Below are 24,943 nucleotides of genomic sequence, written 5' to 3'. Positions count from 1 at the left end.
AAATATAATGTGGGTCCTGATTATAGCTCCTTTTCATAGCGCAGCTTCTTTTGCGGCGGGTACAAATCCACAGCCGGACGGCGCTGGCCGGTCCAGCGTTCCCCTCCTGCCAGCCCGGCGCAGGCCCAGCCCGCTGCCCGCAGGCTGGTGCCGGGCTCGGTATCCAGGGTATAGGTGATAATCTTCCGATAGCCCAGCGCCTTGGCCGCCCTGGCCGCCGCGCCGTAGAGGAAGCTGCAAGCGTTTTTCTCCCCAGTGGTACACAGGCGGTTGACCTCCAGGGTCTTGCCGTCGTCCAGATACCGGCTCACGGGCCGTCCCACAATGGCGACCCCCACCAGCCGCCCATCCTGTTCACAGCCCAGGGAGAACTTGTGGCCGGTCACAGGCCGGTGGTGCCGGTGATGGGCGGCTACAAAGGCGTTGGCGTCGGACAATTTGATGGAGATAAGGTTCAGCATCTGGCCCTCCGTCAATGGGCGTTGAAGATGGAGCGGGCCATGCTGCTGGTCTTGAACAGGGTGAAGCAGAGCAGCACCGTGTAGCCCATGCACGTCCAGATGGCGTAGATGATGTCGCCGTCCAGGGCAATGTTCTGCACCAGGGCGGCGTAAATGCCCACGCAGACGATAATCAAAAACGCCTGGAAGCCCAGGGCGAACAGGCTGCGCAGGTAATTCTGGCCGATCTGGCCCCACTCGTGATTCATCATGGTAGCCATGGGGATGGGCGCGATGGACGTGACCAGATATATCTCAATCATCCTCCCGAAGGTAACGAGGAAGATGCAAATGACCAGCGCCCAAATGGTGATGCCCACAAAGAGGGATTGGAACCACAGGCCGAACAGCGGCCCCAGGTCCATCTCCATCAGCCGGGCCTCCAGGTCCGCCGTCACGCTGGAGATGTCGATGGCCGCGTCCCCGATGATGACCCCGGAGGCGTTGCTGACTACCCCTTGGGCCAAATCAAAAATCCCCATCACAATGTCCCAGGTGTTGGTGACGATGAGGATGGCGCAGGCGCTCTTGAAAATCCACTTGAAAAAGACCGCGCTTTCGATGTCGTGGAAGTTGTTCTTGTCTACAATGAGCTGGATGAGCTCCATCGTCATAACAAAGGCCAGAATGACCCCGGCAATGGGGACCATAAGCGTCTCTGACAGGTTTTGCACCATGTTGAATACGTCCCCATTCCACGCCTGGGGGGTCAAGCCGACCTGGGTGGAAATCTCACCGACCTTCTGATTGACCGTGTTGAACATCCCGGACAGGTTGCCCATGATGCCGCCCACCAGAATCTCCTTCAGCCAGTCGGTAAGGGCTTGCACCAGGAAATCCATAAGGGGTGTCACCTCCTCTCAGGCTGTTGGGATTAAGAGGGGCCGCGCCCGGCCGCAAAAGGGCCGGGCGCGGCTTTGCCGCTTTCCCATCAGGTGGTGAACAGACCAGAGAGCAGGGGCACCAGCACCATGCCAACGATGGCGACACCCGCGCCGGCCATCAGTTGCTTCATTCCCTGTGATTTGGCCCCTGGGTTGTCGTTTCCGTATCCTTCCAGGAGGTTAATCACGCCCCACACCCCCAAACCAGCGCCCAAGGCGATCACCAGGGTCTGGAGCACTTCGATTGCGCTGTTGAAAAATTCCATAGACAAATTTGCCGGAATCCCTGTGTCAGGTTCAGTCATGTTTCATAGGCATACAAAAGCCGGAACAGTCTGCCACGCTATACGGCGGCCTCGATTCCGGCGTCCTCCTTTTTCAAAATTTTGTTGTGACTGTCCGCTTTGTACGCCAGAGCCTCCGGAGAGGCGTTTGCGGCGAGTAGATCAAATCACTCCCTTCTCAGCGGAACATCATTCCTCGTCTGCGGCGTCGATCTCGTATACGTCGCAGACCTCGTTGGGCTTGAGCTTCAGTCTGGTGGACAGAAAACGCTCGATGTCAAAGGTGTTTTTCTCGTTGTAGTCAGCCAGATAGATGTAGTTGGGGTGCTTGGTGATGTCGTACTTGTTCGACAGGAAGGGACGGACGCCACGGAGCTGGAGGATGCACTTGCCGCCGTCCAGCACGGCCAGCTCGTCCACGCTGGCAAGGTCCTTCCCCAATTTTTGATAGTTGAGGGAGTGGGACAGCTCCCGGCCCCGGCTTTCGCCGGTGTTGAACGTATCAATCGTCTCCTTGCCCAGGGCGGCGGACAGCTCCTTGAGGGTGGTGGGCTCCGACCCGCCCAGGAATAGCCGCGCGTCCATGTTTCCGATGATGGTGTCGGCGTTGTCCTTATAGAGGGCTTTTAACTGAGACTGTGCCTGGAGAAACAGGCAGGCGGAAATCTCACGGCTGCGGATCGTTGCCACCAGCTTCTCCAGCCGGGGAATCTGGCCGATGTTGGCCGCCTCGTCGATGAGGCAGCGCACATGGACCGGAAGCCGCCCGCCGTACACGTCGTCGGCTTTCTCGCACAGCAGGTTGAAAAGCTGGGTATAGGTCATGCTGATTAAGAAATTAAAGGTGTCGTCTGTGTCGCTCATAATAAAGAACAGGGCGGTCTTGCGGTCCCCCAGGGTATCCAGCTCCAGCTCGTCATAGGCGGTCAGCTCCCGCAGCTCCCCAATGTCGAAGGGAGCCAGCCGGGCACCGCAGCTCACCAGGATCGACTTGGCGGTTTTGCCCGCCGCCAGCTTATATTTGGCATATTGCCGGACAGCAAAGTGGCCGGGGTCCCGCGCCTTCAGCTCGTCAAACATCAGGTCTACGGGATTCTTGAACTCCTCGTCGTCCTCCCGCACCTCCATGGCGTTGATGAACTCCAGCAGGGTGGCGAAGTTCTGCTCCTCCTCCGGGGCCTCGTAGTGGATGTAGCCGATGAGGGCCGTGTAGAGCAGGGTCTCGGCCTTCTGCCAGAAATCGTCCCCGGATTTGCCCTCCCCCTTGGTGTTCACCATGAGGCAGTTGACCAGCTTCAAAATGTCCTTCTCGCTGTGAATATAGGCGAAAGGGTTGTAGTGGTGGGACTTTTTGAAATTGATGGTGTTCATAATTTTGATGCGGTAGCCCTTGCGGCGCAGCATCTTCCCACACTCCACCACCACGCTGCCCTTGGGGTCTGTGACCACGAAGGAGCAGGGGTATTTTTCACTGTCACACTGCATCAGGTTGGGCTTGAGCACGAAGCGGGTCTTGCCGCTGCCGCTCCCGCCGATAATGAGAAAATTTTTGTTCCGGGCGGTCTTGGGGTCCTTGGGCCGGTTGTTCATGGTCAAAAACTCCGTGGCCGTCAGAATCACGTTGTTCTCAAAGATGGGGTCCATGAAAGGGCGGATGTCCTCCCTGGTGCCCCAGCGGGCGCTGCCGTACTCTGCCCCCTTGCGGTATTTCTTGGCGTTCTTGCCCTTGAGATAGACCGCCAGCCGCAGGGCGGCCCCACAGCACAGCCCCACCAACAAGTCCAGGGGATGGAAGCTGGGGAGCGCAGATTGGAACGCGGCGGCAAGGCCGTCCAGCAGCCCCAGCAGCTTGGCTGAGGCGTCCGTGCCGGGAGCCAGCCGCCACGCCTGCCCCAGCTTGGTGGCGTAGAGGGCAATCAGCACATAGGGCAGGTTGGGAAGAAGGTGCTTTTTCAGATTGATCTGCCTCATCGCTCCAGCACCTGCTTTCGCACCTTCTCGGCGGTGTCCCGGACCAGGCCCTTGAACCGCTCCAGCCGTTCCAGCACCGAGGGGCGGGAGGCCCGGCGGACCTTCCGGCCCAGGTACTCCTGGAACGCGGCGTTGATGGCGTCGGTGTCCCGGCCCTTGAAAAAAATCAGGTACTTGGGCGGGGTGGCGCTCCGGTCCCTCCTGACCGCGTAATCCACGCCATATTTCCGGGCGATCCGCTCAAAGCGGCGGATGTCCCTGTCCTGGAAGTCAATGCTGCTGACCCCCTGGTTCTGGTTGGTGAGCTGCTTTACCGTCTGCCTACCCCGGTGGACCACCGGCGTCTCCCGTCTGCGCTGCTTATCCAGCTTCACATTGCGGCGGTGGGCGGCATACTTGGAGATAGCCGCCTTGAGCAGCCGTCCGGTGAATTTGGTGCCGCTGATAATCAGCGTCAGTGTCTTGTTCTCCACTTCCTCCTGCATTTTTACCACCTCCCTCGCTCAGGAGGAAGGGCGGCCCTGCCGGGCCGCCCTGGAGAACCTCACTTCACCTCATGCCAAGTCTCGTCCTCCGCCCCAGTGACGATGGTGTGGCCGTTGGCGGCCTCCATCAGGTCGTAGTAGGCCCAGTGGTGGGGATTCTGGAGGTCATAGAAGGTGTTCAGCTCGTCCTTATTGCGGCGGATATAGGTCTCATCCGCCACCCGTCCCAGCATCCGATTGACGATAGTAACCACCTCGGCGCGGGTGATCTCGTCCCCGCCGTGGAACAGGCCGTCCGGGTAGCCCACAACCCAGCCGTTTCGGGCAGCCTCCCGGACATACCGGGCCGCCCAGTGGTCCCGCGTCACGTCGGGGAAGGAGCCCTGATCCGTCTCATAGGTCTCCAACTCCATCCAATCGGCCAGCCGGGCACAGACGGTGACGAACTGCTCCCGGGTGATGCTGGCTTCGGCGTGGAACTTGCCATCATCGTAGCCGACCACCACGCCCAGCTTCTCCAGATAGGCCACATAACCGGCATACCAGGCGTTGGGGTCCACATCGGGGAACCGGCTGGAGCGCCCGTCCGGCAGGTCCTCGCCCCTGGTCTCGGAGAGAATGCGGGCGAAAATGGCGGCAGCCTCGGCGCGGCTCATGTTGCGATCCGGGCCAACCGTGCCATCCCCATAGCCCACGATGTAGGCGAAGTGGTACTCGTCCGGCAGGGTCACAGCGCCGTCCTTGCCCGTCTCACCGGCGGCGGTGGTGCCGGTGCCGTCGGTGACAGTGACAGGCACACCGGGCTTGGCCTCGCCCTGATTGTCTGTGACAGTGACGGTCACAGGGCCGTCCTCGTCAAAGTCGAACGCATCGGGCAGGGTGACAGACACCTCGCCGTCCTCGTCAACCGCGATCTCAGCGCCATTCACCGGCTTGCCGTCCTGGTCTGCCACGTCCACATTGACCGTGTTGGACTTGTCCTCATCACCGGTATCCGTGCCGATGATCTCGCCGGCGGTGCCGGTGGCATCCGGGACAGTGATCTGGCCGTTCTTATCGGTATCCCTGGCGGCATGGTTGCCCTTGGCGTCGGACACCTCCACATTCAGCCCCTTGGCGGGGGTGGTATCGGGGAGCAGGACCGTCACCACAGTCTGGTCGTTGCCATCCAGCAGGCGGCCAGAGGGCAGGAGGATGGTAAAGGCATCCTTGGCCTCATCCTCACCGGGCAGCAGCGTCACCAGAGCGCCCTCCACCGGCTGTTCCTCGATGGTGCTGACAATGACGGTGTACTGGCCCACCACGGCTTCGCCGTTCTCATCGGTGTAGGCGCTCTCCACCGAGGGGACCGTCAGCTTGCCGTCCTTGTTGGTCTGCCCCTGGGCCGTGCCGCCCAGGTCAGCCTTGATGATCACGGTTTTATCAGGTAGAGGCGCTTTCTCGTTGTCAGTGACTGTGACGGTGACGCGGTTTTTGGCGTCCATATCCTGGCCGTCCGGCAGGTTCACGGTGATGTTGCCGGTGGTGCCCATGCTGACCTTGCTGCCCTGGATGGGCCGCCCGGTCTCGGTGCGCTCCACCTTGACCGTGAGGGTGTGGCGGCTGCCGTCGGCGTCCTCCCAGCCCACGGTGGCGCTGCCGTCGCCGTTGGTGGTCCCGGTGGTGCCGGGGACGGTGATCTGGCCGGCGGCATCGGTGGTGCCGCCGCAGGAATTGGCGTTCTTGTCGGTGACGGCGACAGCCATGCCCTCCACCGGCGTCTCCTCCTCAGACAGCAGGACGGTTACGGTGGTCTGGTCCGCATAGTCCAACAGGCGGGAATTGGGGAGGCGGATAGAGAAAGAATCATCGCCGCTCAGGGTGACGGCAGCATTGGCAACGGGGTCGGTGGTGTCGGTGTCGGTGACAATCACCAGATACCGGCCCACAACGGCCTCGCCCTGGGAATCCGTGGTGGCCTGGTTGTAGAGCTGTTCCAGCTCCTCCGTCTCCAGCACCTTGCCGCAGACGGTACACTCCTTGTGGCGGCTGCCCTCCACGCCCTGGGCGGCCTCCTGGTCTACAATCCAGTCGCCGGGGGTGTGGCCGGTGGGGTCAGTGTAGGCCCCGTCATAGGCATCGCCACAGCGGGAGCAGGTGTAGGTGGTATGGCCCATTTCCGTGCAGGTGGGCGCGGTCACTTCCTCCTGGTAGTCGTGGCCCAGGGCGTTGGCAATCACCGCACCGCAGTTGGTGCAGAGCTGGGGTTCGGTGCAGGTGGCCGCCTCGCCGGGCACATGGTCCGCCGCCGGGTCGCCCTCCAGACGGGTCGCGCCGCAGCGGACACAGGTGTACTCGGTCATACCCTGGCCGGTGCAGCTGGAGCCAATGACCTCCGTCCCCTCATCCCAGGAGTGGCCCAGGGAGGCCGTGTAGTCTGTGATAAAGCTGGAACCGCACCCCTCGCAGAGATGGATGGTCTTGCCGCCGCCCTCACAGGTGGCCGGGGTGGTACGGCTGACATAGTTGTGGGCCAGGGCCGGTGTGATGTCCTCAATGTGCCGCTCCCCGCAGATGGAACACTCCCGCAGGGTATAGCCGGGGCTGGTGCAGGTGGCGGAGATTGTGGAAGTGGAGAACTCATGCTCCCCCTGGGGGATGGTGGTCTCCTTGGTATCCCCACACCGCTGGCAGATGTCCAGGGTCTTGCCAGGGGTCTCACAGGTGGCCTCTCGGATGACGGAGCTCTGGTAGGCGTGGCCCAGGGCCGCCTCATAGTCCCGCTTCTCGATCTGCCCACACTCGATGCACAGATAGCGGTCATAGCCCAGGGTCAGGCAGGTGGGGTCTACGCTGTCCAGCAGTACCCAGTTGTGATTCTCTCCGCAGCCCTTGTCCTCACAGCAGCAGCCGTCACAGTCCGGGTTCTGGCAGCCACAGTCGGGATTGCCGCAGCCGCAGGGGCAGGAACCGTCCCCGGCAACCGTTTCATCCCGCAAATGGACAAAGGCCACGCCGTCCTCCACCATGTCCGTATCGTGGTAGGTGTAGGTGATCTCGTAGTACACGGGATAGTCCCCAGCCTCGGTGTAATTGGGGGCGGAGGTCAAGGTGCAGGAATTGGCCTCGTTGCCGTAGCGGATGGCGGTGGTCACGCCCGCGTCGGAGAGGTCAGACACGGTGACGGTGTGGGGCTGGCCGTCCACCACGCCGAAGTAGTCTGCCACAACGCTCTTTGCGGCGGTGTAGGCGGTCTCTGCATAGCCACAGCCGGCGCAGGTGCCCATCTCCACAAAGCGGTCGTGGGCCAGCTCCGGGCGGATGGCGCTGTCCATATTGTGGCGTACCAGGGAAGAAGATTCCTCCTTGAACGTGCCAAAGCAGAAGCCGCAATACTCGCCGCTGGTGGTGGTGACACGGTGATAGGTGTCGTCTACCTGGTCAATGGTCTGCGTCTCCGGCAGGTCCTCGAAAAAATTGGCCGCACAGTCATAGAGCCAATACACGTTTTTATCACAGGAGTAATTGGTGGCTCCCATGTTGGTGTTAAAGGTGCCGCAGGTTTCACAGACTGCTTTGGTCCAGTGGTAGCCGGTGTAGCAGGCGTCCTTGCCGGGGGTGCCGTCCAGCAGGTCGCCCTTGCTCTCCCCGTCCAGGCAGGTGCCGTCTGAATACTTGACGCTGCGGGTCAGGGCCGTCTCCCCGTTGCGGGTGTACTCCGGGACACGGAACACCTGGAATGAAGTGTCCTGGTCGCACACGCAGCAGTGGAAGGTCTCAATGGTCACGACCGAGTTGGCGTCCAGCTCATTGGTCCGGTTCAGCGCCTCCTGCCAATGCTCGGCGGGGTCATGGTAGCCGTCCTCCTGGCCCGCGAAGGCCGTGGGCATCAGGGAGGCCAGCATTGCCACAGCCAGGATTGATGCCAGCAGGGAGCGCAGCCGGGTATGTTTGGGTTTCATGGGTGATTTCCCTCCTTATCGTGAAATGTTGGCTGATACAGAGCGGTGGACGGGGCCGGGGAGGCCCACGGACCCGGGGCCGGAAGTGGGTCACTGGCCCCGTCCCTGGCCCTTGACAGTGAGGATACCGTCCAGGGTGGTGGCGGTGATCCGCAGACGCTCGGCGGTGGCGATGTCGTTCTTTACCGTCTCGTCCACCTTGCCGCCGCAGACCACCAGCACACGGGAACGCCGCAGGTAATCCCGCGCCATGTCGATGCCGTCCTTGTGCTCCTGGGGGATACTGTCTTTCAGGAACAGCGGCAGGAACAACAGGGGGCACACCGGGGAGAAGCCCGCGTCGTACACCTGGCGGCACCAGCGGGCGGCGTTCTCCGTGTTCTCAAACTCGTTCTCGCCCCAGGGGGCGGTGATATAGGCCAAAGGGCGTTTCATAGGCAATCCTTTCTCCCAAAGATGGGCAGCAAAAAAGCGGCCTTTCAGCCGCCGTAGTCGTGGTGGAAATCGTGGTTGACCAGCATGGTGTAGTGGTTGTCCGTAGAGGACGGAGCATTGAACAGGGCGGCCAACAGATAAGCCTTGGTATTCCAGACCCGGGTGGTGTTCTCGCTGATGCCGTCCAGCACCTTCTCGATGTGGCTGGAGGTGATTTGCTCAAACCGCTGCTGGACAAAGGCGGTGGAATACTCCGCGTCCCGTCCGATCTTGATGGTGGGGCTGCGGGTCATGGCTACCTCCAGCATAATCTCCACGAACTCGTCCACCTGGGCCCGGTTGATGGAGGTGCAGATGAGGTCATACTCAATCTGCTCCCGAATTTCCTCTCGCTTCTCATACACGTCCGTCCTTCCCTCCGCCGGAGGCGTGGGAGGAAGGAAGGAATGAGTATTTGCTCGATGAGTATTTGATTTTTTCGTATTTGATCTCTTAGTATTTAATTCTGCGGGCATATCCGTATCCGGTCCTACCATATCCGGCTCCACCAGATACGGGTTTTCCGTATCTGGTGAATCCGTATCTGGCGGAGGCGTATCTGGTCCCGGTTCCTCTGGCGGTTCCTCCGCAGCGGGGCGGGGCTTCTCGTAGATGGTGTACTCGGTGTCGCTGATGCGCCCGCCGGGGCCGCGCAGCTGGCGGCGGACGATGTAGCCCGCCTTTTCCAGCTCCTTCAGCGCCCCGCCGATGGCGTCCACCCCCTCCTTGCAGATTTTTGCCAGCCCTCTGGTGGTGTAGTTCCACTCCTCCGGCAGGGAGAGCATCATGGACAGCAGCCCCTTGGCCTTGAGGCTGAGGGCGCTGTCCTTGAGGTGGTGGTTGCTCATTACGGTGTAGTCCCGCGTCCGTTCAATGCGGAAAACTGCCATTTGATTCACTTCCTTGTGTCATTGGGGGCGTTGGGCTGGATGGGGGCGGTCTGCGCCTCCTCACGGGCAAACCGTTCCTCCAGCCGTGCCACGCTCCAGTTGGATTTGAACTGCCCCAGGGGACCGGGGCCGAACTGTGCCCTGGCCCGGTTGTCCAGGTCCAGCAGCCGCGCCCACAGCTCCGGGTGGTGCCGCCGCAGGCTCCGCAGCTCCCCAATCCGCTGGAAGGGGCAGCACCAGCAGGAGGCCCGGTGGTAAATCTCGTAGAGGCCGCCGAAGTCAAAGCCCCGGTCATAACAGATTTGCAGGGCCTGGGCCTCGGTGATACCCCACTCCACAAGAGGGTAATGGAGGCCCTTGCACCGCCACGCCTCGTCTGCCGCGATGCCCACATACTGTTGAAGGCGGTGCCGGCCCTTGAGGCGGTTGAGCTCCTTGCTGATTTGGTGGGTCTTGAGCTGGCCCGTACACCAGCGGACCTTGATGCCCGGCCAGCCGTTGCCATAGGGCGGAACGCCCAGCCGCGCCCGGTTCTCCAGGGCGGAGGGCTTCTGCTTGGGCTCGTCGAACATCATGTACTCGAAGCTCTTGGGGGAGCGCAGGGCGGTGATGTGCAGGCCCCGCTCCCGGTACAGATACTCGTCCACCTTGGCAATGTGGTCGTACATTTCCGGGAACTCCATGCCGGTATCCGCCCAAATCACCGCGTCAACGGGCAGACCGCGCTCGATCATCAGCAGAGCAAGACAGGTGGAATCTTTGCCTCCACTCAGGCTGATGGCGTGAAAATCATCTTTGGGTGTAACGGCAGCGCCCATTTATGGGCACGCCTCTCTCAGACCTCCTTTTCCGCTTACAGCTCATAGACCGGCTGCTCACACTCGTAGCAGGGCCAGCACATTTGATCCAGGTCCTGGGCCAGTTCCTCCAGGTCCAGGCACATCTCGCTCTCCGCCGGGCCGCCCTTGATGGCCCGGTACTCCGTGACATACCCGCCATCTTCGTAGTCCACAGCGACGCAGGCCACGGCCACCAGGCTCATGTCCTCCAGCAGCCACAGCTCCATCGTCCGGGTGGTGACGGCGATCTCTGCCGTGCTCTGGTCGTCCTCCACATACAGCCGGGTGGCCCGCTGGTGGAACAGCTCCTCCCCCCGATAGTTGAAAGACTTCTCATGCTGGCCCTGGGTGGTGTAGGCATACACCGTCCGGGCCTTGTCCCGCACGGCCTGGGTCAGGGCGTGGAAGTCAATGCCGCCCAGGAACTGCCGGATTTCCTCCGGCGTGTGCCCATCCATGCGGGCGTGAAACAAGCTGGTAATCTCCGCTTCCAAACGGTCCATATCGTACATAAAAATTCCTCCTCATTCGTAAATCAGCGATGTTTTTTCTTTTTTGGCCGGATCAGGTGGCCCTCCACCACCAGGTCATGGCGGGTGATACGGATTTCCCGCAGCGCCGCGCTCCTGAGCGCCCGCTGGTAATCGTCCTCACTTAGAAACAATCGGGCGGTTTCACCCCGCAGGCCGATAGGGTTTCCGTCTTTCAAAACCTCAAACTCAACCATGTGCCGGGTGTCGTCCCGGAACCGCTCCACGGCCAGCAGGTCGTGGCCCCGCGTCGTGAACCGCCTCATAGCTGGGACCTCCGTTCCCGGATGTTCAAGGCGGGCAGCCCATACCGGGCAATCAGGGTGGCGTTGACGATCAGGCGCAGGGTCTCGTCGTCCACAATGTCCCTGTCTGGCAGGTCCTGGGACGTGGGAACCGTGCCGCCATAGAGGTCCCGCGCCGCTGCCAGGAGGACGTAGTTTTGGAGGGAAATCTCCCGGCGGTCCGCGTAGGCGGCCTCGAAGCCCTGCCGGTAGAAGCAGTTGGCGGTCCTCCGCCACAGCTCCGCGCTGGAGGTCAGCAGGAACAGGGCGGCGTAGTAGGCCGGGGTGTCTCGACGGCGGTAATAGCCCAGGCGGGCCTTGGCCCGCTCCATCCGTTCCGGGTGCTGGCCGTCCCGCCAGAGGGTGCCGGGAAAGCCGGCAATCAGAGGCCAGAGGCGGACGGGCAGAATACCTTGCTGCCCAAAGGTCTCCTGGACGGCCTCATAATAGCCCACCACACCGGCCTCAATCCGCTCGGCCAGCCAGGGGCAGCCCTGGGCGGTGCAGCCACGCTTGCGGCTATACTCGGTGCAGAGATGGCAAGCGACGTGCTCCGGCTTATATCGAAATGTGCAGATAAACATGGTGTCCTCCTGATTTTGGGCGCAAAAAAAGCCGGACAACATCAATGTGGTCCGGCTGTGCTCCCAGTATTGAATTATCGCTCCTGACTGCGCTGGCGCTTCTTCTGCCATGCCTCCAGCAGTTTGATGATGGTCTCCTGCATCCGCTTGGGAGTATAGGACCGGGGGAAGTATTTGCGGATGGTGTCCATGGGGAAGCTGACCTTCTCCGTCTCCGCCTTTTTCTCCTCCGACAGCACACTCCGCATGATTTCCAGCGAGAGCGTCCCTTCCTTGCTGGCTTTTTTCAGCCGCTGGGCCTGGGAGAGCGAAGGTGTGTTCAGCGAATACTCCATCGCGTCCAGCAAAAGCACCTGCTCGTCTTTGGTGAGGGCGGCGATCTGATAGGCGATGGACAGGCCGATCTCCTGGGCGTCTACCTTGTCCATAAGCTCCTGCCGCAGTTCTGTGAGTTGGATATAATTACGCAGGGTGTCCCCGCTGATGCCCAGGGATTTCCCCACCTCATCGTCGCTGCGGAAATTCGCCGAAATTTTCGGCGAATTTTTCTCAGGCCGTCCAGCCCGCCTTTTTTCCACCTCCAGGCGCATACGGTAGGCCCAGGCCCGCTCACTGGGCAGCACGTCCTCCCGGTTCACGTTGCTGTCTATCATTTCTGTGACAGCTTCCTCGTCGTCCAAGTCCCGGACGATAACGGGCATATCCGGGATGCCTGCCAGCTCACTGGCCCGGTGCCGCCGCTGGCCGGAGATGATCTCATACCCGCCCTCCGGGTCCGGGCGGACCACGCCGGGGTAAGTGACACCCCGTTCTTTGATGCGGGCCACAAGTTGAATCATGGTGGGGTCGTCGTCCCGCACCAGATAGGGCTGGTTCCGGGGCATGACGCCCCGGAGGGTGGGGTAGCCCTTAAAGGGGTGCAGGTCTGTGAGCGGCAGACGCACCACAGTCTCATTCTGCTGAGAGGTATGGGATTCAGAAGAAGGGGGCTGAAAAGGGTCAATCTTATCACGCAATCAATGCTACCTCCTCCAATAGGAAAAGGGCGCTCCAAAACGGAACGCCCTTAAAAATCGGTTTGTGATATTTGATTTTTGACTGTAAATACTGTTTGTCGATTGCCCTCAAACCATTGATATTACTTGCTTTCTGAGATAAATCCTATAAGGCCACTCGCACCAGATGAAAGGACATCCGAAAGGATGTCCTTTTGTTTTTACTCTGATGATGTCGCAGGAAAGGAGATTGATCTATGCCTGAGCTGAATGAGATCCGGAGCCGCTTTGCAGGGGACCGTTTTGCCACCGAGGCCGCCGGCGCTGCCATCCGGGAGGCCGAGCCCGGACGGGCGGTGTGCGTGATGCCCATCCGGCCGGTTCACCTGAACGCCAACTCCGCCCCTATGGGAGGCGCGGTGTTCACCTTGGCCGACTTTGCCTTTGCGGTGGCTGCCAACGGATTCAGTGACCGTATCACCGTTACCCAGCAGGTGTCGGTCAGCTTTCTCTCCGCCGCCCGGGGGAGCACCCTGATCGCTGAAGCCAGATGCCTGAAGGCCGGCCGTACCACTTGCCTCTATGCCGTGGAGGTGACTGACGATCTGGGGGCCAAGGTGGCCTACCTCACCGTCAACGGCTATACCGTGGGGGGCGCCCCCGGGGCCGGGAAAAATCCTGTCTGAGCGCAAAAAATGGCTGCCGCCGGCAGCCATTTTTTGCGTTTCAGCGTCTCCGGGTGAGGTGCCGCCAGGTCCAGCAAGTACCCTCCGCCTCCTGGACGGCGTCGTAGTCCCACTGGTGGTCGGTCTGCCGGAGAAAATCGCTGGTCACATTAAAGTAAGTGTGGTGCCCAGACTCATTGGCGGCGGGTACATCCACAAAGCCGCCCAGAGGATCGTCCCAGGTGGTGTCCACTGCGTACCAGTCCCCATCCAGCTGTACCAGGTTCCAGGCGTGGTCCTGCCGGGAGTCGCTGGAGGCCCCGATCACCGTGACGCAGGGGATATCCAGCAGGTCCATAAACAGCTGGAACGTGTTGGCGTACCCCATGCAGATGGCCTGCCCCTCCACCAGAAGGCCGTAGGGATGGCTGCGGTTGGGGGAGGAATGGGTCTCGTCATAGGCGGCGTGGTCAATGATCCAGTCGTGGACCGCCAGTTCCTGCTCCGCCGGGGACATATCGTTGTCAATCTCCGCCTCCAGCACCTGCCGGCATATCTCCAGAATGGCGGCGTCCTCTTCGGACAGGGCGGAGGTATCCCCAGTGCGGTAGGCCTCCACCACAGGGGCGGTGTCGTAGAGGGGCATCTCCTCCTCATTGGGAGGATCAAAGACCACATAGCCCCGGCTGTCCCGCTCCACCGTATAGGGGCGGGCCGCTGTCTGGGAGGTCTCGCCGTCAAAGCGGGTCAGGAAGGCATCCTTGGCGGCCTCGGGATCGGGGCAGATGGCCAGCAGAAGCCAGCGTCCCTGCCGGAGCAGCAGAGCGTCCTCCACCAGGGCAGCCTGGTCGGGGGCGTAGCCTGTAAAGTCGGCCTGGCGGCCTTCCAGATATGCCAGCAGCAGCTCCTCCGCCGATCCGGCATCCACGCCGTCAGCCAGCTGGATCACCGCCAGCTCATAGGCCTGGAGCCCTTCAGAGTAGGCTGCTACGGCGTCCACCCAGTCCTCCCGGTCCAGGCCGTAGGCCGCCGTCAGATAGGCCTCCAGCCCCTCTGGGTCCAGTTCGCTGGAGAGAGGCGTCAGGCCATTGTAGAATTCCTCCGGCTGGGACTCCGCCACCACGCCTCCCAGATCGATGGCGGAGGCGTCTGTGGTGGGTTCCTTGGGGGCGCAGCCCGCCAGCAGCAGAAGGGACAGCAGAAGCAAAGTCACTCGTTTCATGGTGACACCTCCGGTTGGGGTCTGGTCTGGGTCAGGGGGAAGGTTACTGACGCGGTGAACAGATCGGCCTGAGTGCGGATGGAGAAGGAACCGCCGCAGGCCTCGGTAAAGGTACGGGCAATGGACAAGCCCAGGCCGCTGCCCCCATCGGTGCGGCTCTGGTCCCCCCGGACAAAGCGCTCGGTGAAGTCCACGCCGTAGGGAAGCTCCTCCCGGGAGGTGTTCTGAATGACAGCGGCGGCCCTGTCCCCCTCCACGGAGAGGGTGAGGTAGATCCGGGAGCCGTCCAGAGCATATTTCAGGGCATTGCCAATAAGGTTCTGGAACACCCGGTACAGCCGGTCCCCGTCAGCCATAATCCACACCGGTCCATCGGGCAGATTGGAGCGGAGCGCAAGGCCGGAGGCCTGGATGTCCTCGTCCAGGTCGGCCAGAGTCTGGCGGAGCAGCTTGGCAAAGTCCAGGGGCCGTATGGTGACCGGCAGGTTGCCGGTGGCCGCCTTGCTCACGTCAAACACATCCTGCACCATGGCCTGGAGCCGCAGAGTCTTTTGATAGAGCACCAGAATATAGTCCCGAACATGGTCAGGCAGGTCCTCCTCCTGCCGCAGCAGCTCGGTGTAGCTCACCATGGAGGTGAGGGGGGTCTTGAGATCGTGGGACACGTTGGTGATGAGCTCCAGCTTCAGCTTTTCACTCTTCATCTGCTCAGACAGGGCGTCTTTCAACCGTACCTCCATCTGGTCCAGCCCCTCCACCGCAGCCCGCAGATCAGAATCTTGGGGCAGAGGTGCGGCGGAGGCTTGACCAGTCCCAGCGGCCTGGATGCGGGAGAGCAGGGCATCCACATCGGCGGCGGTGCGGCGGTTCTGGCTCATGAGCCACAGCTGGGCGGCGATGAGGAAGAGCCCTGCCAGGGCCAGCAGCAACAGGAGAAAGAAAATAGGGAGGCGGGACATGGTGGGGCCGAACAGAAGAAAAAAGACCACGATACAGCCCAGAATAAAGGGCACAGCCGCCAGGAACTGTAGGGCAGAGCGGCGCATCATCCGCTGTCCGGCGGGCCAGGACAGCTCCCCGCCCCGGTACAGCCGGGCCAGAAGGGCGCACAGGCTGTTGGCGGTGATGTGGCCGAAGTTGTATCGCAGGTCGTTGAGGTAGAGGTAGGCCCACCATAGGGCCACCGGTACCGACAGATAGAACCAGATGGTGTAATAATGAGCGGTATACAGGCTCACCAGACAGAAAAAGGCGGCGATGCAGGCCAGAAAAAAGGGAATGAGCAGCACCAGCTTGACCTCTAGCCAGATCTTTCCGGTGAACCAAGCGATGGCCTGGTCTGCCCGTACCTTGTGTTTGTGCCACAGGATGGACCAGAGCAGCAGCACAGCTCCCACCGCCAGCGGGACCACCACGAACAGGATCAGGGGAAACTGCAGGCGGGCGGCATAATCCATTGTGGAGTAGAGGCCGCTGTCAGTTATGACATCGCCGGTCAGAGCAGCGGTGTCCGCAATATAGGCCACCGGTTCTTTGGCCACAGCCATAGTGATGGTGAGCCCGGCGTAGGACTGGGGGACCGGTATATTGCGGTAGCCGGGCAGGTTCCACTGGTCCTCCTCCCGGTAGTAGCCGTCGCCGTAAATGTCTATTTCCTGGCCGTCCTTTTGAATGGTGACGGTCTCCCCGTTAAAATAGAGCAGGAAGTTGTATCCCTCCGGCAGGGCGTCGGGGGAGAGGCCGTCGGCGTTGGTGGTCACCGTCTGACCGTCTCTGGTTACCTTGTAGAGCAGATTTTGATCGCTCAGCTGGTAATGTTCCTGCCAGTCCGGGTCGGCAAAGCTGTAAAACCACTGTGAGATGGTGCGCCGAAAGTCGGCGGTATTCTGATAATCGGACTGGAAAGCGTCGCTGATGCCGTGCCAGCCCAGGGTGTGGACTGCTGAATAACCGGCGGCCAGGGCCAGTATAAGCAGATTGACGCCGAAAAACAGGGCCCAAAAGGCCAAGGCGGGCTTAATGCTTCTCGATTTTGTATCCAATGCCCCACACCACCTTTAAATATTCCGGCTCTTTGGGATTGAGCTCGATTTTCTCCCGAATGCGGCGAATATGCACCATCACCGTGTTTTCTGCGGAATAGGGCTCCTCGTTCCACACCCGGCGGTAGATCTCCTCGGCGGGGAACACCCGGCCCAGGTTGCGCATCAGCAGGTCCACGATCTTCAGCTCGGTGGCGGTGAGCCGCACCGGCACGCCGTCAGCCAGCAGCGTCTTTTGGTCGGGCAGGTAGCACAGCCGCCCGGTGACCAGTTCCGCCTTCTGGCTGGGAGCGTTTACGTCCCCCAGTTGGGTGTACCGCCGCAGGTGGCTGCGCACCCGGGCCACCAGCTCCTGGGGGTGGAAGGGCTTGGCGATATAGTCGTCCGCCCCCATGGACAGGCCCAGGATTTTGTCGGTATCCTCTCCCTTGGCGCTGAGGATGAGAATGGGCAGGTTGCGCTGCTCCCGGATCTTGAGCACGGCAGACAGCCCGTCCAGCTTAGGCATCATCACGTCCATCAGGATGAGCCGCAGAGACGGGTCCATAGCCAGATCCAGGGCCTGGAGGCCGTTGTAGGCCTTCAGCACCCGGTAGCCCTCTTTTTCCAGCAAAATTGCGATGGCGCGGACGATCTCGGCGTCGTCGTCCACCACAAGAATGACTTCATTCATATTGATCCCTCCATGGGTACAGCATAGCAGAGGTTTCTTTCAAAGTCGGGGAGGAAACCTTTCGTATTTCTTACGATTTTATCATACCCAAGGAGGGATGGGCAATAACAGAAGCCCCCGGACAGCAAAAGCTGTCCGGGGGCTTGCTCAGTCGGCAAAGATGGTTTCGGCGCCCACCTTCACGCAGCCGGGGGGTGCGTATTTCCAGTGGTCCAGCCGTCCCTCCCGGATGAAGTAGTGGAGAGGCTGGGGGTCTCCCAATGGAGGCAGGGGCTCAATGGCCAGCAGCTTGATCTTCATCCGCTCGGGCAGGATGGCCTTGATGTACACCGACACCCGAGCGCCCTCGGTGAGGCGGCAGTCCTGCTCTGCCAGCCCGGACAGGTTGGGGGTCAGCTCCACGAACACGCCATAGTCCTTGACCCCACGCACCACCCCCGGCACCGTCATGCCCGGCTGGAAGGGGGCGGCGTTCTCTGCCCAGGTGCCCAGCAGCTCCTTGTGGGTCAGGTAGATCCGGCCCAGGGCCGGGTCCAGGTCCAGCACCGCCGCCAGAATGTCCTGCCCCACCCGGAACCGGACGGCGGGGTGGGGGATGCGGGACACCGAAATATTTTCCACCCCAATGAGGGAGGGTACCCCGCAGCCTATGTCCACAAAGGCGCCAAAGGGCTCCAGATGGGTGACCCGGGCGGAAATGACCTGACCGGACTTCCAGTGCTCCAGCAGGTAGGACAGCGCCTTCTGCTGGGCCCGCCGCCGGGAGAGCAGGGGGCGGGGCTCCCCGTCGGATTCCTCCATAGAAGTGACTGTAAAGCAAACTGGCTTGCCAACTCTGGAGAGGATGGCAATGTCCCGGGTGACCCCCTCGGCAATGCCCAGGGCGGCCTCCGTCCGGGGAATGAGCCCCCGATAGGGGCCTACGGCCACGACGAGATCGTGCTCCGGCGTACACAGCAGGGCGGTCCCCTCCAGCACCGCCTCCGACTCCATAGCCTGCCTGAGCCCTTGGGCGTCGGCGCAGGCAGCCTGATTTTCCGGGGTGTGGAGCAGCCGCCCCTCGGGTGGAAAACGGTTCGTCAATATGACCAAATCCTTTCTGCGTTGGGGTGATTTTTTTCTTACCAGACAATGATATGCAATGGGGAACCTTGAATTGACAGAGGGGGACCGGGAATTTATAATATTCTTTACACGGATAAAGTGAAGCAAAAAGGGGGAGGACCTATGGACATCCACGTGGGCGACGTGCTGGAGCTGAAGAAGGAGCACCCCTGCGGCAGCCGGCGGTGGCAGGTGCTGCGGGTAGGGATGGATTTCCGCCTGCGGTGCGCGGGATGCGGACATGAACTGATGATCCCCCGGAGCAAGGCGGAAAAAAGCATTAAGAAGATCATTCGGCCGGGGGAGGACGAGACATGAACCAGTATTGGAGCGCGCGGGCCAGAGCACTGACCCCCTATGTGCCGGGGGAGCAGCCCCGGGACCGGAAATTCATTAAGCTGAACACCAATGAGAACCCCTATCCGCCCTCTCCCATGGCCCTGGCCGCCATCCGGGAAGCGGCCTGCGACACCCTGCGGCTCTATCCCGACCCGGATTGCACCACCCTGCGGGAGCTGCTGGGGGCCACTTACGGCCTGAAACCCTCCCAGATCTTTGTGGGCAACGGTTCCGACGAGGTGCTGGCTATGTGTTTTCAGGCCTTCTTTGACCCGGACCGGCCTATCCTCTTCGCGGATATTACATACAGCTTTTACCCCGTCTATGCCGACCTGTACGGCTTGACCTACCGGGAGGTGCCGCTGGACGAGCATTTTGCTCTGCCTCTGGAGCCTTTCCTGGAGCCCAACGGCGGCGTAGTGATTGCCAATCCCAACGCCCCCACTGGACGGGAGCTGTCCCTGTGCGGCATCCGGGCGGTGCTGGAGGCCAACCCCGATGCTGTGGTGGTGGTGGACGAGGCCTATGTGGACTTCGGCGCCCACTCCGCTGTGGAGCTCATCGACCGCTATCCCAACCTGGTGGTGGTACAGACCATGTCCAAATCCCGCTCCCTGGCCGGACTGCGGGTGGGCTTTGCCATGGGCAACGAGGAGCTGATCGCCGCCCTCAACTGCGTGAAGAACTCCTTTAACTCCTATACCCTGGATCGCCTGGCACTGGCGGGAGCCGAGGGGGCCCTGCGGGACCGGGATTATCTGCGGGCCACCTCTATGAAGATCCAGAACACCCGGGAGTGTACCGCTGTCCACCTGAAGAAGCTGAGCTTTGTTGTCACCGACTCCGCCGCCAATTTCCTCTTTGTCTCCCATCCCGATGTGCCCGCAAAGGAGCTGCTGGACGGCCTGCGACAGCGGGGGATTCTGGTCCGCTGGTGGGACAAGCCCCGCATCCGGGATTATCTGCGGATCACCGTAGGCACTGACCAGGAGATGCAGGCTCTGTGCGCCGCTATGGCGGAACTGGTGGGAGGAAAGTGACTATGGACGAAAATCATCTGCATATTTTATGGACCAACGCCGACCCCACCGTCTTTGACAAGATGGTGCTGATGTATGCCGTCAACAGCTTGGTCCGGGGCTGGTGGGAGAAGGTGACCGTCATCCTGTGGGGGGACACGGCGGCCCTGGCCGCCCATGACCCGGCGGTTCGGGAGCGCATCGCCCTGGCTATGGAGCAGGGGGTGGCTTTCTCCGCCTGCGTCACCTGCGCCCGAGAACTGGGCGTGGAGCAGGACCTGCGGGACATGGGCCTGGAGGTAATCTCCTGGGGCCCGCCCCTTACCGAGCTTATCAAGAGCCGGGCGCCTCTGCTCACTGTCTGATCCGATCGAATCCTGTCATAATATGGCCCGCCGTGGAGATTCAATCCACGGCGGGCCATTTTTGTGCCCTGTCCCGGATTTGACCTTTTTTATGGAGACAGGCAGATATAATAATGCCTGCTGAATAAACCACGATGCGGTTTATTCGCGCGGAGGTAGCTGCACGCCGGAAGGGGGGAGCGGCATGACGGTGGTCTATCTGGACGAGGTGTTTTTGCTGAATTTTGTGGTGGACTATCTGCTGCTGCTGGCTGCCGGACGGCTGGCGGGGGAGATACTCCGCCGGAGGCGTTTGGCCCTGGGGGCCGCCCTGGGGGCGGCTTACGCCGGGGCGGTGTTCCTGCCGGGGCTGGGCTTTCTGGTCCATCCCCTGTGTAAAGTGGGGGTGGGGGTGCTGACGGTACTGATCGGCTACGGCGGCAGCCGGCGGCTGCTGCGGGTGTGCCTGGTGTTCTTTGTGGTGTCCGCTGCCTTTGGCGGAGGTATCTTTGCCCTTCAGATGCTGGGCAGCCGCAGCCTTACCATGGCCAATGGGGTGTTGGCGTCTCCTCTTGATTTAAAGTTGGTGCTGCTGTCGGCGGCGGGGTGCTATGGGCTTGTTACCCTGCTCTTTCAGCGTGCCGCCCGCCACAGCTCCCGGCGGGAGCTGGCCCCGGCAGTCGTGGAGCTGGGGGGACGACGGGCGGTCCTCACCGCATTGGTAGATACGGGCAACACCCTCACCGACCCGGCCACCGGCAGGCCGGTATTGGTGGCGGAGGGGGAGAAGGTAAAGGCCCTGTTTCCGCCGGGGACCGCCCCCTGCCAGGCAGAGCTCCGCGACCCTTCCGCAGCTCTGGAGCGGCTGAGCAACGCAGGTCTGCGGTGCCGGCTGTTGTCCTATCAGGCGGTGGGGGTAGAGTGCGGGCTGCTGCTGGCCCTGCGCAGTGACAAGGTAAAGGTGGGCGGGGAGGACTACGGTCCTTTGCTGGTGGCGCTGTCGCCCACCGGGCTCACCGACGGGGGCGGCTACTGTGCCCTCATCGGAGCATAAAGGAGGATGGCTATGAAGAGCTGGAAGACGCGCTGGTATGGGCGCATACAAAAGCTGCTGGCGCGGCTGGGGCTGAGGCTGCCGGGCAAAATCATGTACATCGGGGGGAGCGACACCCTGCCGCCCCCACTGTCCCGGGATGAGGAGGCGGAACTCATCCGCCGCCTGGATGAGGGGGACGAGGGGGTGAAATCCCAGCTTATCGAGCGCAACCTGCGGCTGGTGGTGTATATCGCCCGCCGGTTTGAAAATACGGGGGTAGGTATTGAGGACCTCATCTCTATCGGCACCATCGGGCTTATCAAGGCCATCAACACCTACCAGCCTGCCAAAAACATCAAATTGGCTACTTATGCCTCCCGATGTATCGAAAATGAGATTTTGATGCATCTGCGCAAGACCACCAATCTGAAAAGCGAGGTATCCTTTGACGAGCCGCTAAATACCGACTGGGACGGCAACGAACTGCTGCTCTCCGACATTCTGGGCACTGACAGCGATCTGGTGATGAAACCCATCGAGGAGGATGTGGACCGCAAGCTGCTCTCCGACGCTCTGGAGCGGCTGGAGGAGCGGGAGCGGCATATCATCACCCTCCGCTTCGGCCTGGACGGCAAGCCGGAGCGCACCCAGAAGGAGGTGGCCGACAGCCTGGGCATCTCCCAGTCCTACATCTCCCGGCTGGAAAAGCGGATTATCGCCCGGCTCAAGCGGGAGATTTTACGGCTGATGTGACCAGCCGCCTTGACAAACCGCAGGAAGTGATATAATATGTAACTAGTTACTTATTTGGATGAGGTGGAAGTATGACGGGAAGGATGCCCTTTGGCCTGAAGATCGCAGTTATCAGCCGGGAATTCCGCAGGCGGATGGATGAGAAGGCAGCTGACATGGGTCTGACCTGGGCCCAGCTGCGGGTACTGGGATCGGTGAGCCGTCTGGAGGCGGCCGGGAAAGAGGAGATCCACCAAAACGACCTGGAGCACATTGAGCACGTGACCCATCCAGCTATGACCAAGATGCTCCAGCGGCTGGAGAGCAAGGGCCTGGTCCGGTGCGTGCCCAGTGAGAAGGACCGGCGATATAAGAAAATTACCTGTACCGAGCGCTCTGCGGGAATCCATGAGACCATTCTGGAGCAGGACAGGGAGGTATTGGAGGAGCTGTGCCGGGATTTTACGCCCCAGCAAAAGGAAATGCTGGGGGAGGCCATTGATCTGATCTTGAGCAATATCGATCTGGAGTGACCCTTTCGGTCAGAAAAAGTGAATTCCCAGGCAGTGTGCTGAGGAGATAACTCAAGCGCGCTGCCTGCTTTTTTATCGCTAAATAAGTAACTAGTTACCTAAAAGGAGCGCAAGTCAAGATGGAAAAAGAAGTACCAGAGCGCGAGAGTCCCTTTGCCACGGAGCCCATTGGCCGGTTGATCCTGAAATTTGCCGTTCCCAGCGTCATTGCCCTGCTGGTCAATTCCCTGTACAACATCGTGGACCAGATATTCATCGGCTGGGGCGTAGGCTACCTGGGCAACGGCGCCACCAATGTGGTGTTTCTCATCACCATCATTGCCCTGGCACTGGCTATGATGATCGGCAACGGCGGCGCGGCCTTCCTGAGCCTGAAGCTGGGTGAGGGCAAGGTGGACGTGGCCAAGAAGGGCGTGGGCAACGCGGTTGCCCTGGTGACCGTGGTCAGCATCGTCCTGGCTGTGGTGTTCCTGCTGTTCATCGACCCGATCCTGACCCTCTTCGGCGCAACCGACCTGCTGCGGTCTCTGGCCTTGGAGTATGGCTTCATCATTGGCCTCGGTTTGCCTTTTATGATGATATCAGCCGCCATCAATTCCATGATCCGTGTGGATGGCAGCCCCAAATACGCCATGTTTTCCATGATCATCGGTGCGGTCCTCAACGTGATTCTGGACCCGGTCTTTATCTTTGTTTTTCATATGGGGGTACAGGGTGCTGCCATCGCTACGGTGATCGGGCAGGTGGCCTCCTTTGTGGTGTCGGCGGTCTATCTGCCCCGGTTCAAGACCGTCCATCCTGATGCCGCCTCCTTCCGCCTGAACGGCCGGACCTGCGGCAATATCCTTACCTTCGGCCTGAGCAGCTTTATCACCCAGTTTGCCATCACCTGTGATGAAGGTCAACCAGATCATGATTGCCATTCTGCTGGGCATCGCCACCGGTACCCAGCCCATCATCGGTTTCAACTACGGTGCCAAGAACTTCAAGCGGGTGAAAAAAGCCCTGGAAATTTCCCTCATCGCCTCTGAGGTGGTGTCCATCGTAGCCTTTTTGATTTTCCAGTTCGCGCCCATGAGCGTAGTCATGCTGTTTGGCTCCGAGGAGGGGCTTTATAACGAGTTTGCTGTAAAGGCCTTCCGCATTTTCCTGATGCTCTGCCCCCTTACCGGGTTCCAGACGGTGGCGGCAGTCTATCTCCAGGCGGTGGGCAAGCCTGTCAAGTCCGCCATTCTCTCCCTGGCCCGTCAGATCATTTTCTTTGTGCCCGCGGCTTTGATCCTGCCCCTGTTCCTGGGGGTGGAGGGGGTGCTGTGGACCGGCCCTGTAGCCGACGGCCTGGCCTTCCTGCTCTCTCTGGGCCTGCTGATCCATGAGCACAACCACCTGAAGCGGGAGCACCGGCTGCAATCCGAAGCGCCTGAGATCGCATAAAAGGAGTGGATCAATCATGAAAAACCGGATCATCACCATCAGCCGTGAATTTGGCAGCGGCGGCCGTACCATTGGCAAAAAGGTGGCCGAAGCTCTGGGCATTGCCTGCTATGACAGTGAGCTGATTGAGAAGATTGCGGCGGAGAGCGGTTTTCATAAAAATTATATCAAGGAGGCGGGGGAGTATGCCCCCGGCGGGATACTGGCCTCTGCCTTTGCCCACGGTACTGCGGGCCCCACCAACGAGGACTATATCAGGAAGATCCAGTGCAGGATCATTACCGAACTGGCGGAGAAGGAATCCTGCGTTATTGTGGGCCGGTGTGCCGACTATATCCTTCGGGACAAGGCCGACTGCCTGCGGGTATTTATCCACGCGGATATGGCCTTCCGGGCCAAACGGATCGTGGAGGTGTACGGGGAGCGGGAGGCCTCTCCGGAGCAGCGGCTGAAAGAGAAGGATAAGCGCCGGGCGGCCTACCACCGGTTCTATACCGATATGAAGTGGGGCCACGCCCAGAACTATGACCTTACCCTCAACAGCGGAACCCTGGGCATCGACCGCTGTGCGGAGCTGATCCGGCAGCTCTACTGAGTAATTGCAGCAAAAAAGACCGCCAACGGCGGTCTTTTTTGCTGTTTTTGGCTTAAAAGCCCATGGTGTCGGCCAGATCATCCTTCATCTGGTCCATCTTCCGGGTGGCCTTTTTGGCCATGCGGCGCATTTTGGGATTCTGCATCCCCTTGGCGGCTACCGCCATGCCCATAGCGGCCCCGGCCAGAATGCCAAGGCCCATGCCGCCTAAAAAGGTGTGATTAGTCATTTGCTCAGCTCCCTTCCTTGGATGTCCGTATTTATTATTGCCCGGAATGCTGAAAAATCCATTGCTAAAATATGCGATTCAAGTTATAATGAAGGGCGAAGAACAGAGTGGCTTGCAGGAGGGGACGGGGGAAGGACCTGTACCCTTTTTTGCTGTGCAAATGTGGGTTTCGGCCACAGAGCCGGCCCGCGGAACGGAAAGACCTGCTAATAAAAGTCAAGTAGAAATTTCAGATTTTTAGGGAGGCGAAAAAATGCAATACAAAATCAAGCCGCTGAGCATCTCAAAATTAAAACGGCGGCCAGCCAGATGGTA

Annotated in this window: 28 protein-coding genes; 10 read left to right on the top strand and 18 right to left on the bottom strand. The window is 60.7% G+C overall.

Annotation, left to right across the window (positions count from 1 at the left end; all coding sequences use genetic code 11):
* Positions 1-20: 20 nt before the first annotated feature.
* From B5G42_RS01860 to B5G42_RS01800, 13 genes are all read right to left on the bottom strand, one after another.
* Complete coding sequence (locus B5G42_RS01860) at positions 21-461, bottom strand: XF1762 family protein (protein WP_087266131.1); 441 nt, start codon at positions 459-461, stop codon at positions 21-23.
* An 11-nt stretch (positions 462-472) separates the two neighbouring features.
* Positions 473-1,342, bottom strand: coding sequence for a VirB6/TrbL-like conjugal transfer protein, CD1112 family (locus tag B5G42_RS01855; protein WP_087266129.1), 870 nt, complete (start codon positions 1,340-1,342; stop codon positions 473-475).
* Positions 1,343-1,431: 89 nt separating this feature from the next.
* Positions 1,432-1,650: a Maff2 family mobile element protein gene (locus B5G42_RS01850; RefSeq protein ID WP_087266127.1), complete on the bottom strand. Its 219-nt coding sequence runs from the start codon at positions 1,648-1,650 to the stop codon at positions 1,432-1,434.
* A gap of 207 nt (positions 1,651-1,857) precedes the next feature.
* Entirely contained in the window at positions 1,858-3,639 is a 1,782-nt protein-coding gene (locus B5G42_RS01845) for a VirD4-like conjugal transfer protein, CD1115 family (protein WP_087266125.1), read from the bottom strand.
* Positions 3,636-4,124 carry a PcfB family protein gene (locus B5G42_RS01840; RefSeq protein WP_087266123.1) on the bottom strand — a complete coding sequence of 163 codons (489 nt, stop codon included), beginning with the start codon at positions 4,122-4,124 and terminating at the stop codon, positions 3,636-3,638. Before B5G42_RS01840 ends, B5G42_RS01845 begins: the two co-directional genes overlap by 4 nt.
* Before the next feature lie 59 nt (positions 4,125-4,183).
* Positions 4,184-8,065, bottom strand: coding sequence for an S-layer homology domain-containing protein (locus B5G42_RS01835; RefSeq protein ID WP_087266121.1), 3,882 nt, complete (start codon positions 8,063-8,065; stop codon positions 4,184-4,186).
* Between the two features lie 90 nt (positions 8,066-8,155).
* Positions 8,156-8,500, bottom strand: a complete 345-nt coding sequence (locus B5G42_RS01830) for a hypothetical protein (protein WP_087266119.1) — start codon at positions 8,498-8,500, stop codon at positions 8,156-8,158.
* 44 nt (positions 8,501-8,544) lie between these two features.
* A complete protein-coding gene (locus tag B5G42_RS01825; protein ID WP_087266117.1) occupies positions 8,545-9,429 on the bottom strand; it encodes a DUF6017 domain-containing protein in 885 nt (294 codons plus the stop codon).
* A gap of 5 nt (positions 9,430-9,434) precedes the next feature.
* Positions 9,435-10,247, bottom strand: a complete 813-nt coding sequence (locus tag B5G42_RS01820) for a phosphoadenosine phosphosulfate reductase family protein (RefSeq protein WP_087266115.1) — start codon at positions 10,245-10,247, stop codon at positions 9,435-9,437.
* A gap of 35 nt (positions 10,248-10,282) precedes the next feature.
* Complete coding sequence (locus B5G42_RS01815) at positions 10,283-10,780, bottom strand: hypothetical protein (RefSeq protein WP_087266113.1); 498 nt, start codon at positions 10,778-10,780, stop codon at positions 10,283-10,285.
* A 23-nt stretch (positions 10,781-10,803) separates the two neighbouring features.
* Positions 10,804-11,064: a DUF5720 family protein gene (locus tag B5G42_RS01810; protein ID WP_087266111.1), complete on the bottom strand. Its 261-nt coding sequence runs from the start codon at positions 11,062-11,064 to the stop codon at positions 10,804-10,806.
* Positions 11,061-11,666, bottom strand: coding sequence for a hypothetical protein (locus B5G42_RS01805; RefSeq protein ID WP_087266411.1), 606 nt, complete (start codon positions 11,664-11,666; stop codon positions 11,061-11,063). Before B5G42_RS01805 ends, B5G42_RS01810 begins: the two co-directional genes overlap by 4 nt.
* 74 nt (positions 11,667-11,740) lie before the next feature.
* Positions 11,741-12,682 (bottom strand): ParB/RepB/Spo0J family partition protein, encoded by a 942-nt coding sequence (locus B5G42_RS01800; protein ID WP_242961101.1) that lies wholly within the window; start codon positions 12,680-12,682, stop codon positions 11,741-11,743.
* Positions 12,683-12,918: 236 nt separating this feature from the next.
* On the opposite strand from B5G42_RS01800, the gene B5G42_RS01795 reads away from it, so the two are divergent.
* A complete protein-coding gene (locus tag B5G42_RS01795) occupies positions 12,919-13,347 on the top strand; it encodes a PaaI family thioesterase (RefSeq protein WP_087266109.1) in 429 nt (142 codons plus the stop codon).
* A 40-nt stretch (positions 13,348-13,387) separates the two neighbouring features.
* Here the strand turns inward: B5G42_RS01795 and B5G42_RS01790 are convergent, their stop codons facing one another.
* From B5G42_RS01790 to B5G42_RS01775, 4 genes are all read right to left on the bottom strand, one after another.
* Positions 13,388-14,548, bottom strand: a complete 1,161-nt coding sequence (locus B5G42_RS01790) for a DUF4358 domain-containing protein (protein WP_087266107.1) — start codon at positions 14,546-14,548, stop codon at positions 13,388-13,390.
* Complete coding sequence (locus B5G42_RS01785) at positions 14,545-16,557, bottom strand: sensor histidine kinase (protein ID WP_242961100.1); 2,013 nt, start codon at positions 16,555-16,557, stop codon at positions 14,545-14,547. Before B5G42_RS01785 ends, B5G42_RS01790 begins: the two co-directional genes overlap by 4 nt.
* Positions 16,558-16,564: 7 nt before the next feature.
* Positions 16,565-17,263 (bottom strand): response regulator transcription factor, encoded by a 699-nt coding sequence (locus B5G42_RS01780; RefSeq protein ID WP_087266103.1) that lies wholly within the window; start codon positions 17,261-17,263, stop codon positions 16,565-16,567.
* A 147-nt stretch (positions 17,264-17,410) separates the two neighbouring features.
* Entirely contained in the window at positions 17,411-18,355 is a 945-nt protein-coding gene (locus B5G42_RS01775; protein ID WP_242961099.1) for a S1 RNA-binding domain-containing protein, read from the bottom strand.
* Between the two features lie 135 nt (positions 18,356-18,490).
* Here B5G42_RS01775 and B5G42_RS01770 point away from each other — a divergent pair, with 135 nt between their 5' ends.
* The 9 genes from B5G42_RS01770 to B5G42_RS01735 all read left to right on the top strand — a co-directional run bounded on the left by B5G42_RS01770 (position 18,491) and on the right by B5G42_RS01735 (position 24,399).
* The gene (locus B5G42_RS01770) at positions 18,491-18,685 is read left to right on the top strand and encodes a DUF951 domain-containing protein (protein ID WP_087266101.1); all 195 of its coding nucleotides are present in this window, start codon (positions 18,491-18,493) and stop codon (positions 18,683-18,685) included.
* Positions 18,682-19,746, top strand: a complete 1,065-nt coding sequence (hisC, locus tag B5G42_RS01765) for a histidinol-phosphate transaminase (RefSeq protein WP_087266099.1) — start codon at positions 18,682-18,684, stop codon at positions 19,744-19,746. Before B5G42_RS01770 ends, hisC begins: the two co-directional genes overlap by 4 nt.
* A gap of 2 nt (positions 19,747-19,748) precedes the next feature.
* Complete coding sequence (locus tag B5G42_RS01760; RefSeq protein WP_087266097.1) at positions 19,749-20,090, top strand: DsrE family protein; 342 nt, start codon at positions 19,749-19,751, stop codon at positions 20,088-20,090.
* Positions 20,091-20,274: 184 nt separating this feature from the next.
* Complete coding sequence (locus B5G42_RS01755; protein ID WP_087266095.1) at positions 20,275-21,123, top strand: sigma-E processing peptidase SpoIIGA; 849 nt, start codon at positions 20,275-20,277, stop codon at positions 21,121-21,123.
* 12 nt (positions 21,124-21,135) lie between these two features.
* Positions 21,136-21,858: an RNA polymerase sporulation sigma factor SigE gene (gene sigE / locus B5G42_RS01750; RefSeq protein WP_087187107.1), complete on the top strand. Its 723-nt coding sequence runs from the start codon at positions 21,136-21,138 to the stop codon at positions 21,856-21,858.
* Positions 21,859-21,929: 71 nt separating this feature from the next.
* Positions 21,930-22,370: a MarR family winged helix-turn-helix transcriptional regulator gene (locus tag B5G42_RS01745; RefSeq protein WP_087266093.1), complete on the top strand. Its 441-nt coding sequence runs from the start codon at positions 21,930-21,932 to the stop codon at positions 22,368-22,370.
* 119 nt (positions 22,371-22,489) lie between these two features.
* Positions 22,490-23,401: an MATE family efflux transporter gene (locus B5G42_RS01740; protein WP_343286681.1), complete on the top strand. Its 912-nt coding sequence runs from the start codon at positions 22,490-22,492 to the stop codon at positions 23,399-23,401.
* Positions 23,283-23,804 carry an MATE family efflux transporter gene (locus tag B5G42_RS18915; protein ID WP_343286680.1) on the top strand — a complete coding sequence of 174 codons (522 nt, stop codon included), beginning with the start codon at positions 23,283-23,285 and terminating at the stop codon, positions 23,802-23,804. Before B5G42_RS01740 ends, B5G42_RS18915 begins: the two co-directional genes overlap by 119 nt.
* A gap of 16 nt (positions 23,805-23,820) precedes the next feature.
* Positions 23,821-24,399 carry an AAA family ATPase gene (locus tag B5G42_RS01735; protein WP_087266091.1) on the top strand — a complete coding sequence of 193 codons (579 nt, stop codon included), beginning with the start codon at positions 23,821-23,823 and terminating at the stop codon, positions 24,397-24,399.
* 52 nt (positions 24,400-24,451) lie between these two features.
* Here the strand turns inward: B5G42_RS01735 and B5G42_RS18350 are convergent, their stop codons facing one another.
* Complete coding sequence (locus B5G42_RS18350; RefSeq protein WP_164475006.1) at positions 24,452-24,628, bottom strand: hypothetical protein; 177 nt, start codon at positions 24,626-24,628, stop codon at positions 24,452-24,454.
* Positions 24,629-24,943 lie beyond the last annotated feature (315 nt).

This window comes from Flavonifractor sp. An91 (genome assembly GCF_002159225.1).
Taxonomy (GTDB): Bacteria; Bacillota; Clostridia; order Oscillospirales; family Oscillospiraceae; genus Flavonifractor; species Flavonifractor avicola.
Note: the sequence above shows the minus strand (reverse complement) of the source record. Positions and strands in the feature narration are given on the sequence as shown.

Excerpts from the sequence above, each read along its gene's own strand:
- B5G42_RS01860 (WP_087266131.1), bottom strand. The coding sequence starts at position 461 with ATGCTGAACCTTATCTCCATCAAATTGTCCGACGCCAACGCCTTTGTA.
- B5G42_RS01855 (WP_087266129.1), bottom strand. The coding sequence starts at position 1,342 with ATGGATTTCCTGGTGCAAGCCCTTACCGACTGGCTGAAGGAGATTCTG.
- B5G42_RS01850 (WP_087266127.1), bottom strand. The coding sequence starts at position 1,650 with ATGGAATTTTTCAACAGCGCAATCGAAGTGCTCCAGACCCTGGTGATC.
- B5G42_RS01845 (WP_087266125.1), bottom strand. The coding sequence starts at position 3,639 with ATGAGGCAGATCAATCTGAAAAAGCACCTTCTTCCCAACCTGCCCTAT.
- B5G42_RS01840 (WP_087266123.1), bottom strand. The coding sequence starts at position 4,124 with ATGCAGGAGGAAGTGGAGAACAAGACACTGACGCTGATTATCAGCGGC.
- B5G42_RS01835 (WP_087266121.1), bottom strand. The coding sequence starts at position 8,065 with ATGAAACCCAAACATACCCGGCTGCGCTCCCTGCTGGCATCAATCCTG.
- B5G42_RS01830 (WP_087266119.1), bottom strand. The coding sequence starts at position 8,500 with ATGAAACGCCCTTTGGCCTATATCACCGCCCCCTGGGGCGAGAACGAG.
- B5G42_RS01825 (WP_087266117.1), bottom strand. The coding sequence starts at position 9,429 with ATGGCAGTTTTCCGCATTGAACGGACGCGGGACTACACCGTAATGAGC.
- B5G42_RS01820 (WP_087266115.1), bottom strand. The coding sequence starts at position 10,247 with ATGGGCGCTGCCGTTACACCCAAAGATGATTTTCACGCCATCAGCCTG.
- B5G42_RS01815 (WP_087266113.1), bottom strand. The coding sequence starts at position 10,780 with ATGTACGATATGGACCGTTTGGAAGCGGAGATTACCAGCTTGTTTCAC.
- B5G42_RS01810 (WP_087266111.1), bottom strand. The coding sequence starts at position 11,064 with ATGAGGCGGTTCACGACGCGGGGCCACGACCTGCTGGCCGTGGAGCGG.
- B5G42_RS01805 (WP_087266411.1), bottom strand. The coding sequence starts at position 11,666 with ATGTTTATCTGCACATTTCGATATAAGCCGGAGCACGTCGCTTGCCAT.
- B5G42_RS01795 (WP_087266109.1), top strand. The coding sequence starts at position 12,919 with ATGCCTGAGCTGAATGAGATCCGGAGCCGCTTTGCAGGGGACCGTTTT.
- B5G42_RS01790 (WP_087266107.1), bottom strand. The coding sequence starts at position 14,548 with ATGAAACGAGTGACTTTGCTTCTGCTGTCCCTTCTGCTGCTGGCGGGC.
- B5G42_RS01780 (WP_087266103.1), bottom strand. The coding sequence starts at position 17,263 with ATGAATGAAGTCATTCTTGTGGTGGACGACGACGCCGAGATCGTCCGC.
- B5G42_RS01770 (WP_087266101.1), top strand. The coding sequence starts at position 18,491 with ATGGACATCCACGTGGGCGACGTGCTGGAGCTGAAGAAGGAGCACCCC.
- hisC (WP_087266099.1), top strand. The coding sequence starts at position 18,682 with ATGAACCAGTATTGGAGCGCGCGGGCCAGAGCACTGACCCCCTATGTG.
- B5G42_RS01760 (WP_087266097.1), top strand. The coding sequence starts at position 19,749 with ATGGACGAAAATCATCTGCATATTTTATGGACCAACGCCGACCCCACC.
- B5G42_RS01755 (WP_087266095.1), top strand. The coding sequence starts at position 20,275 with ATGACGGTGGTCTATCTGGACGAGGTGTTTTTGCTGAATTTTGTGGTG.
- sigE (WP_087187107.1), top strand. The coding sequence starts at position 21,136 with ATGAAGAGCTGGAAGACGCGCTGGTATGGGCGCATACAAAAGCTGCTG.
- B5G42_RS01745 (WP_087266093.1), top strand. The coding sequence starts at position 21,930 with ATGACGGGAAGGATGCCCTTTGGCCTGAAGATCGCAGTTATCAGCCGG.
- B5G42_RS01740 (WP_343286681.1), top strand. The coding sequence starts at position 22,490 with ATGGAAAAAGAAGTACCAGAGCGCGAGAGTCCCTTTGCCACGGAGCCC.
- B5G42_RS18915 (WP_343286680.1), top strand. The coding sequence starts at position 23,283 with ATGATTGCCATTCTGCTGGGCATCGCCACCGGTACCCAGCCCATCATC.
- B5G42_RS01735 (WP_087266091.1), top strand. The coding sequence starts at position 23,821 with ATGAAAAACCGGATCATCACCATCAGCCGTGAATTTGGCAGCGGCGGC.
- B5G42_RS18350 (WP_164475006.1), bottom strand. The coding sequence starts at position 24,628 with ATGACTAATCACACCTTTTTAGGCGGCATGGGCCTTGGCATTCTGGCC.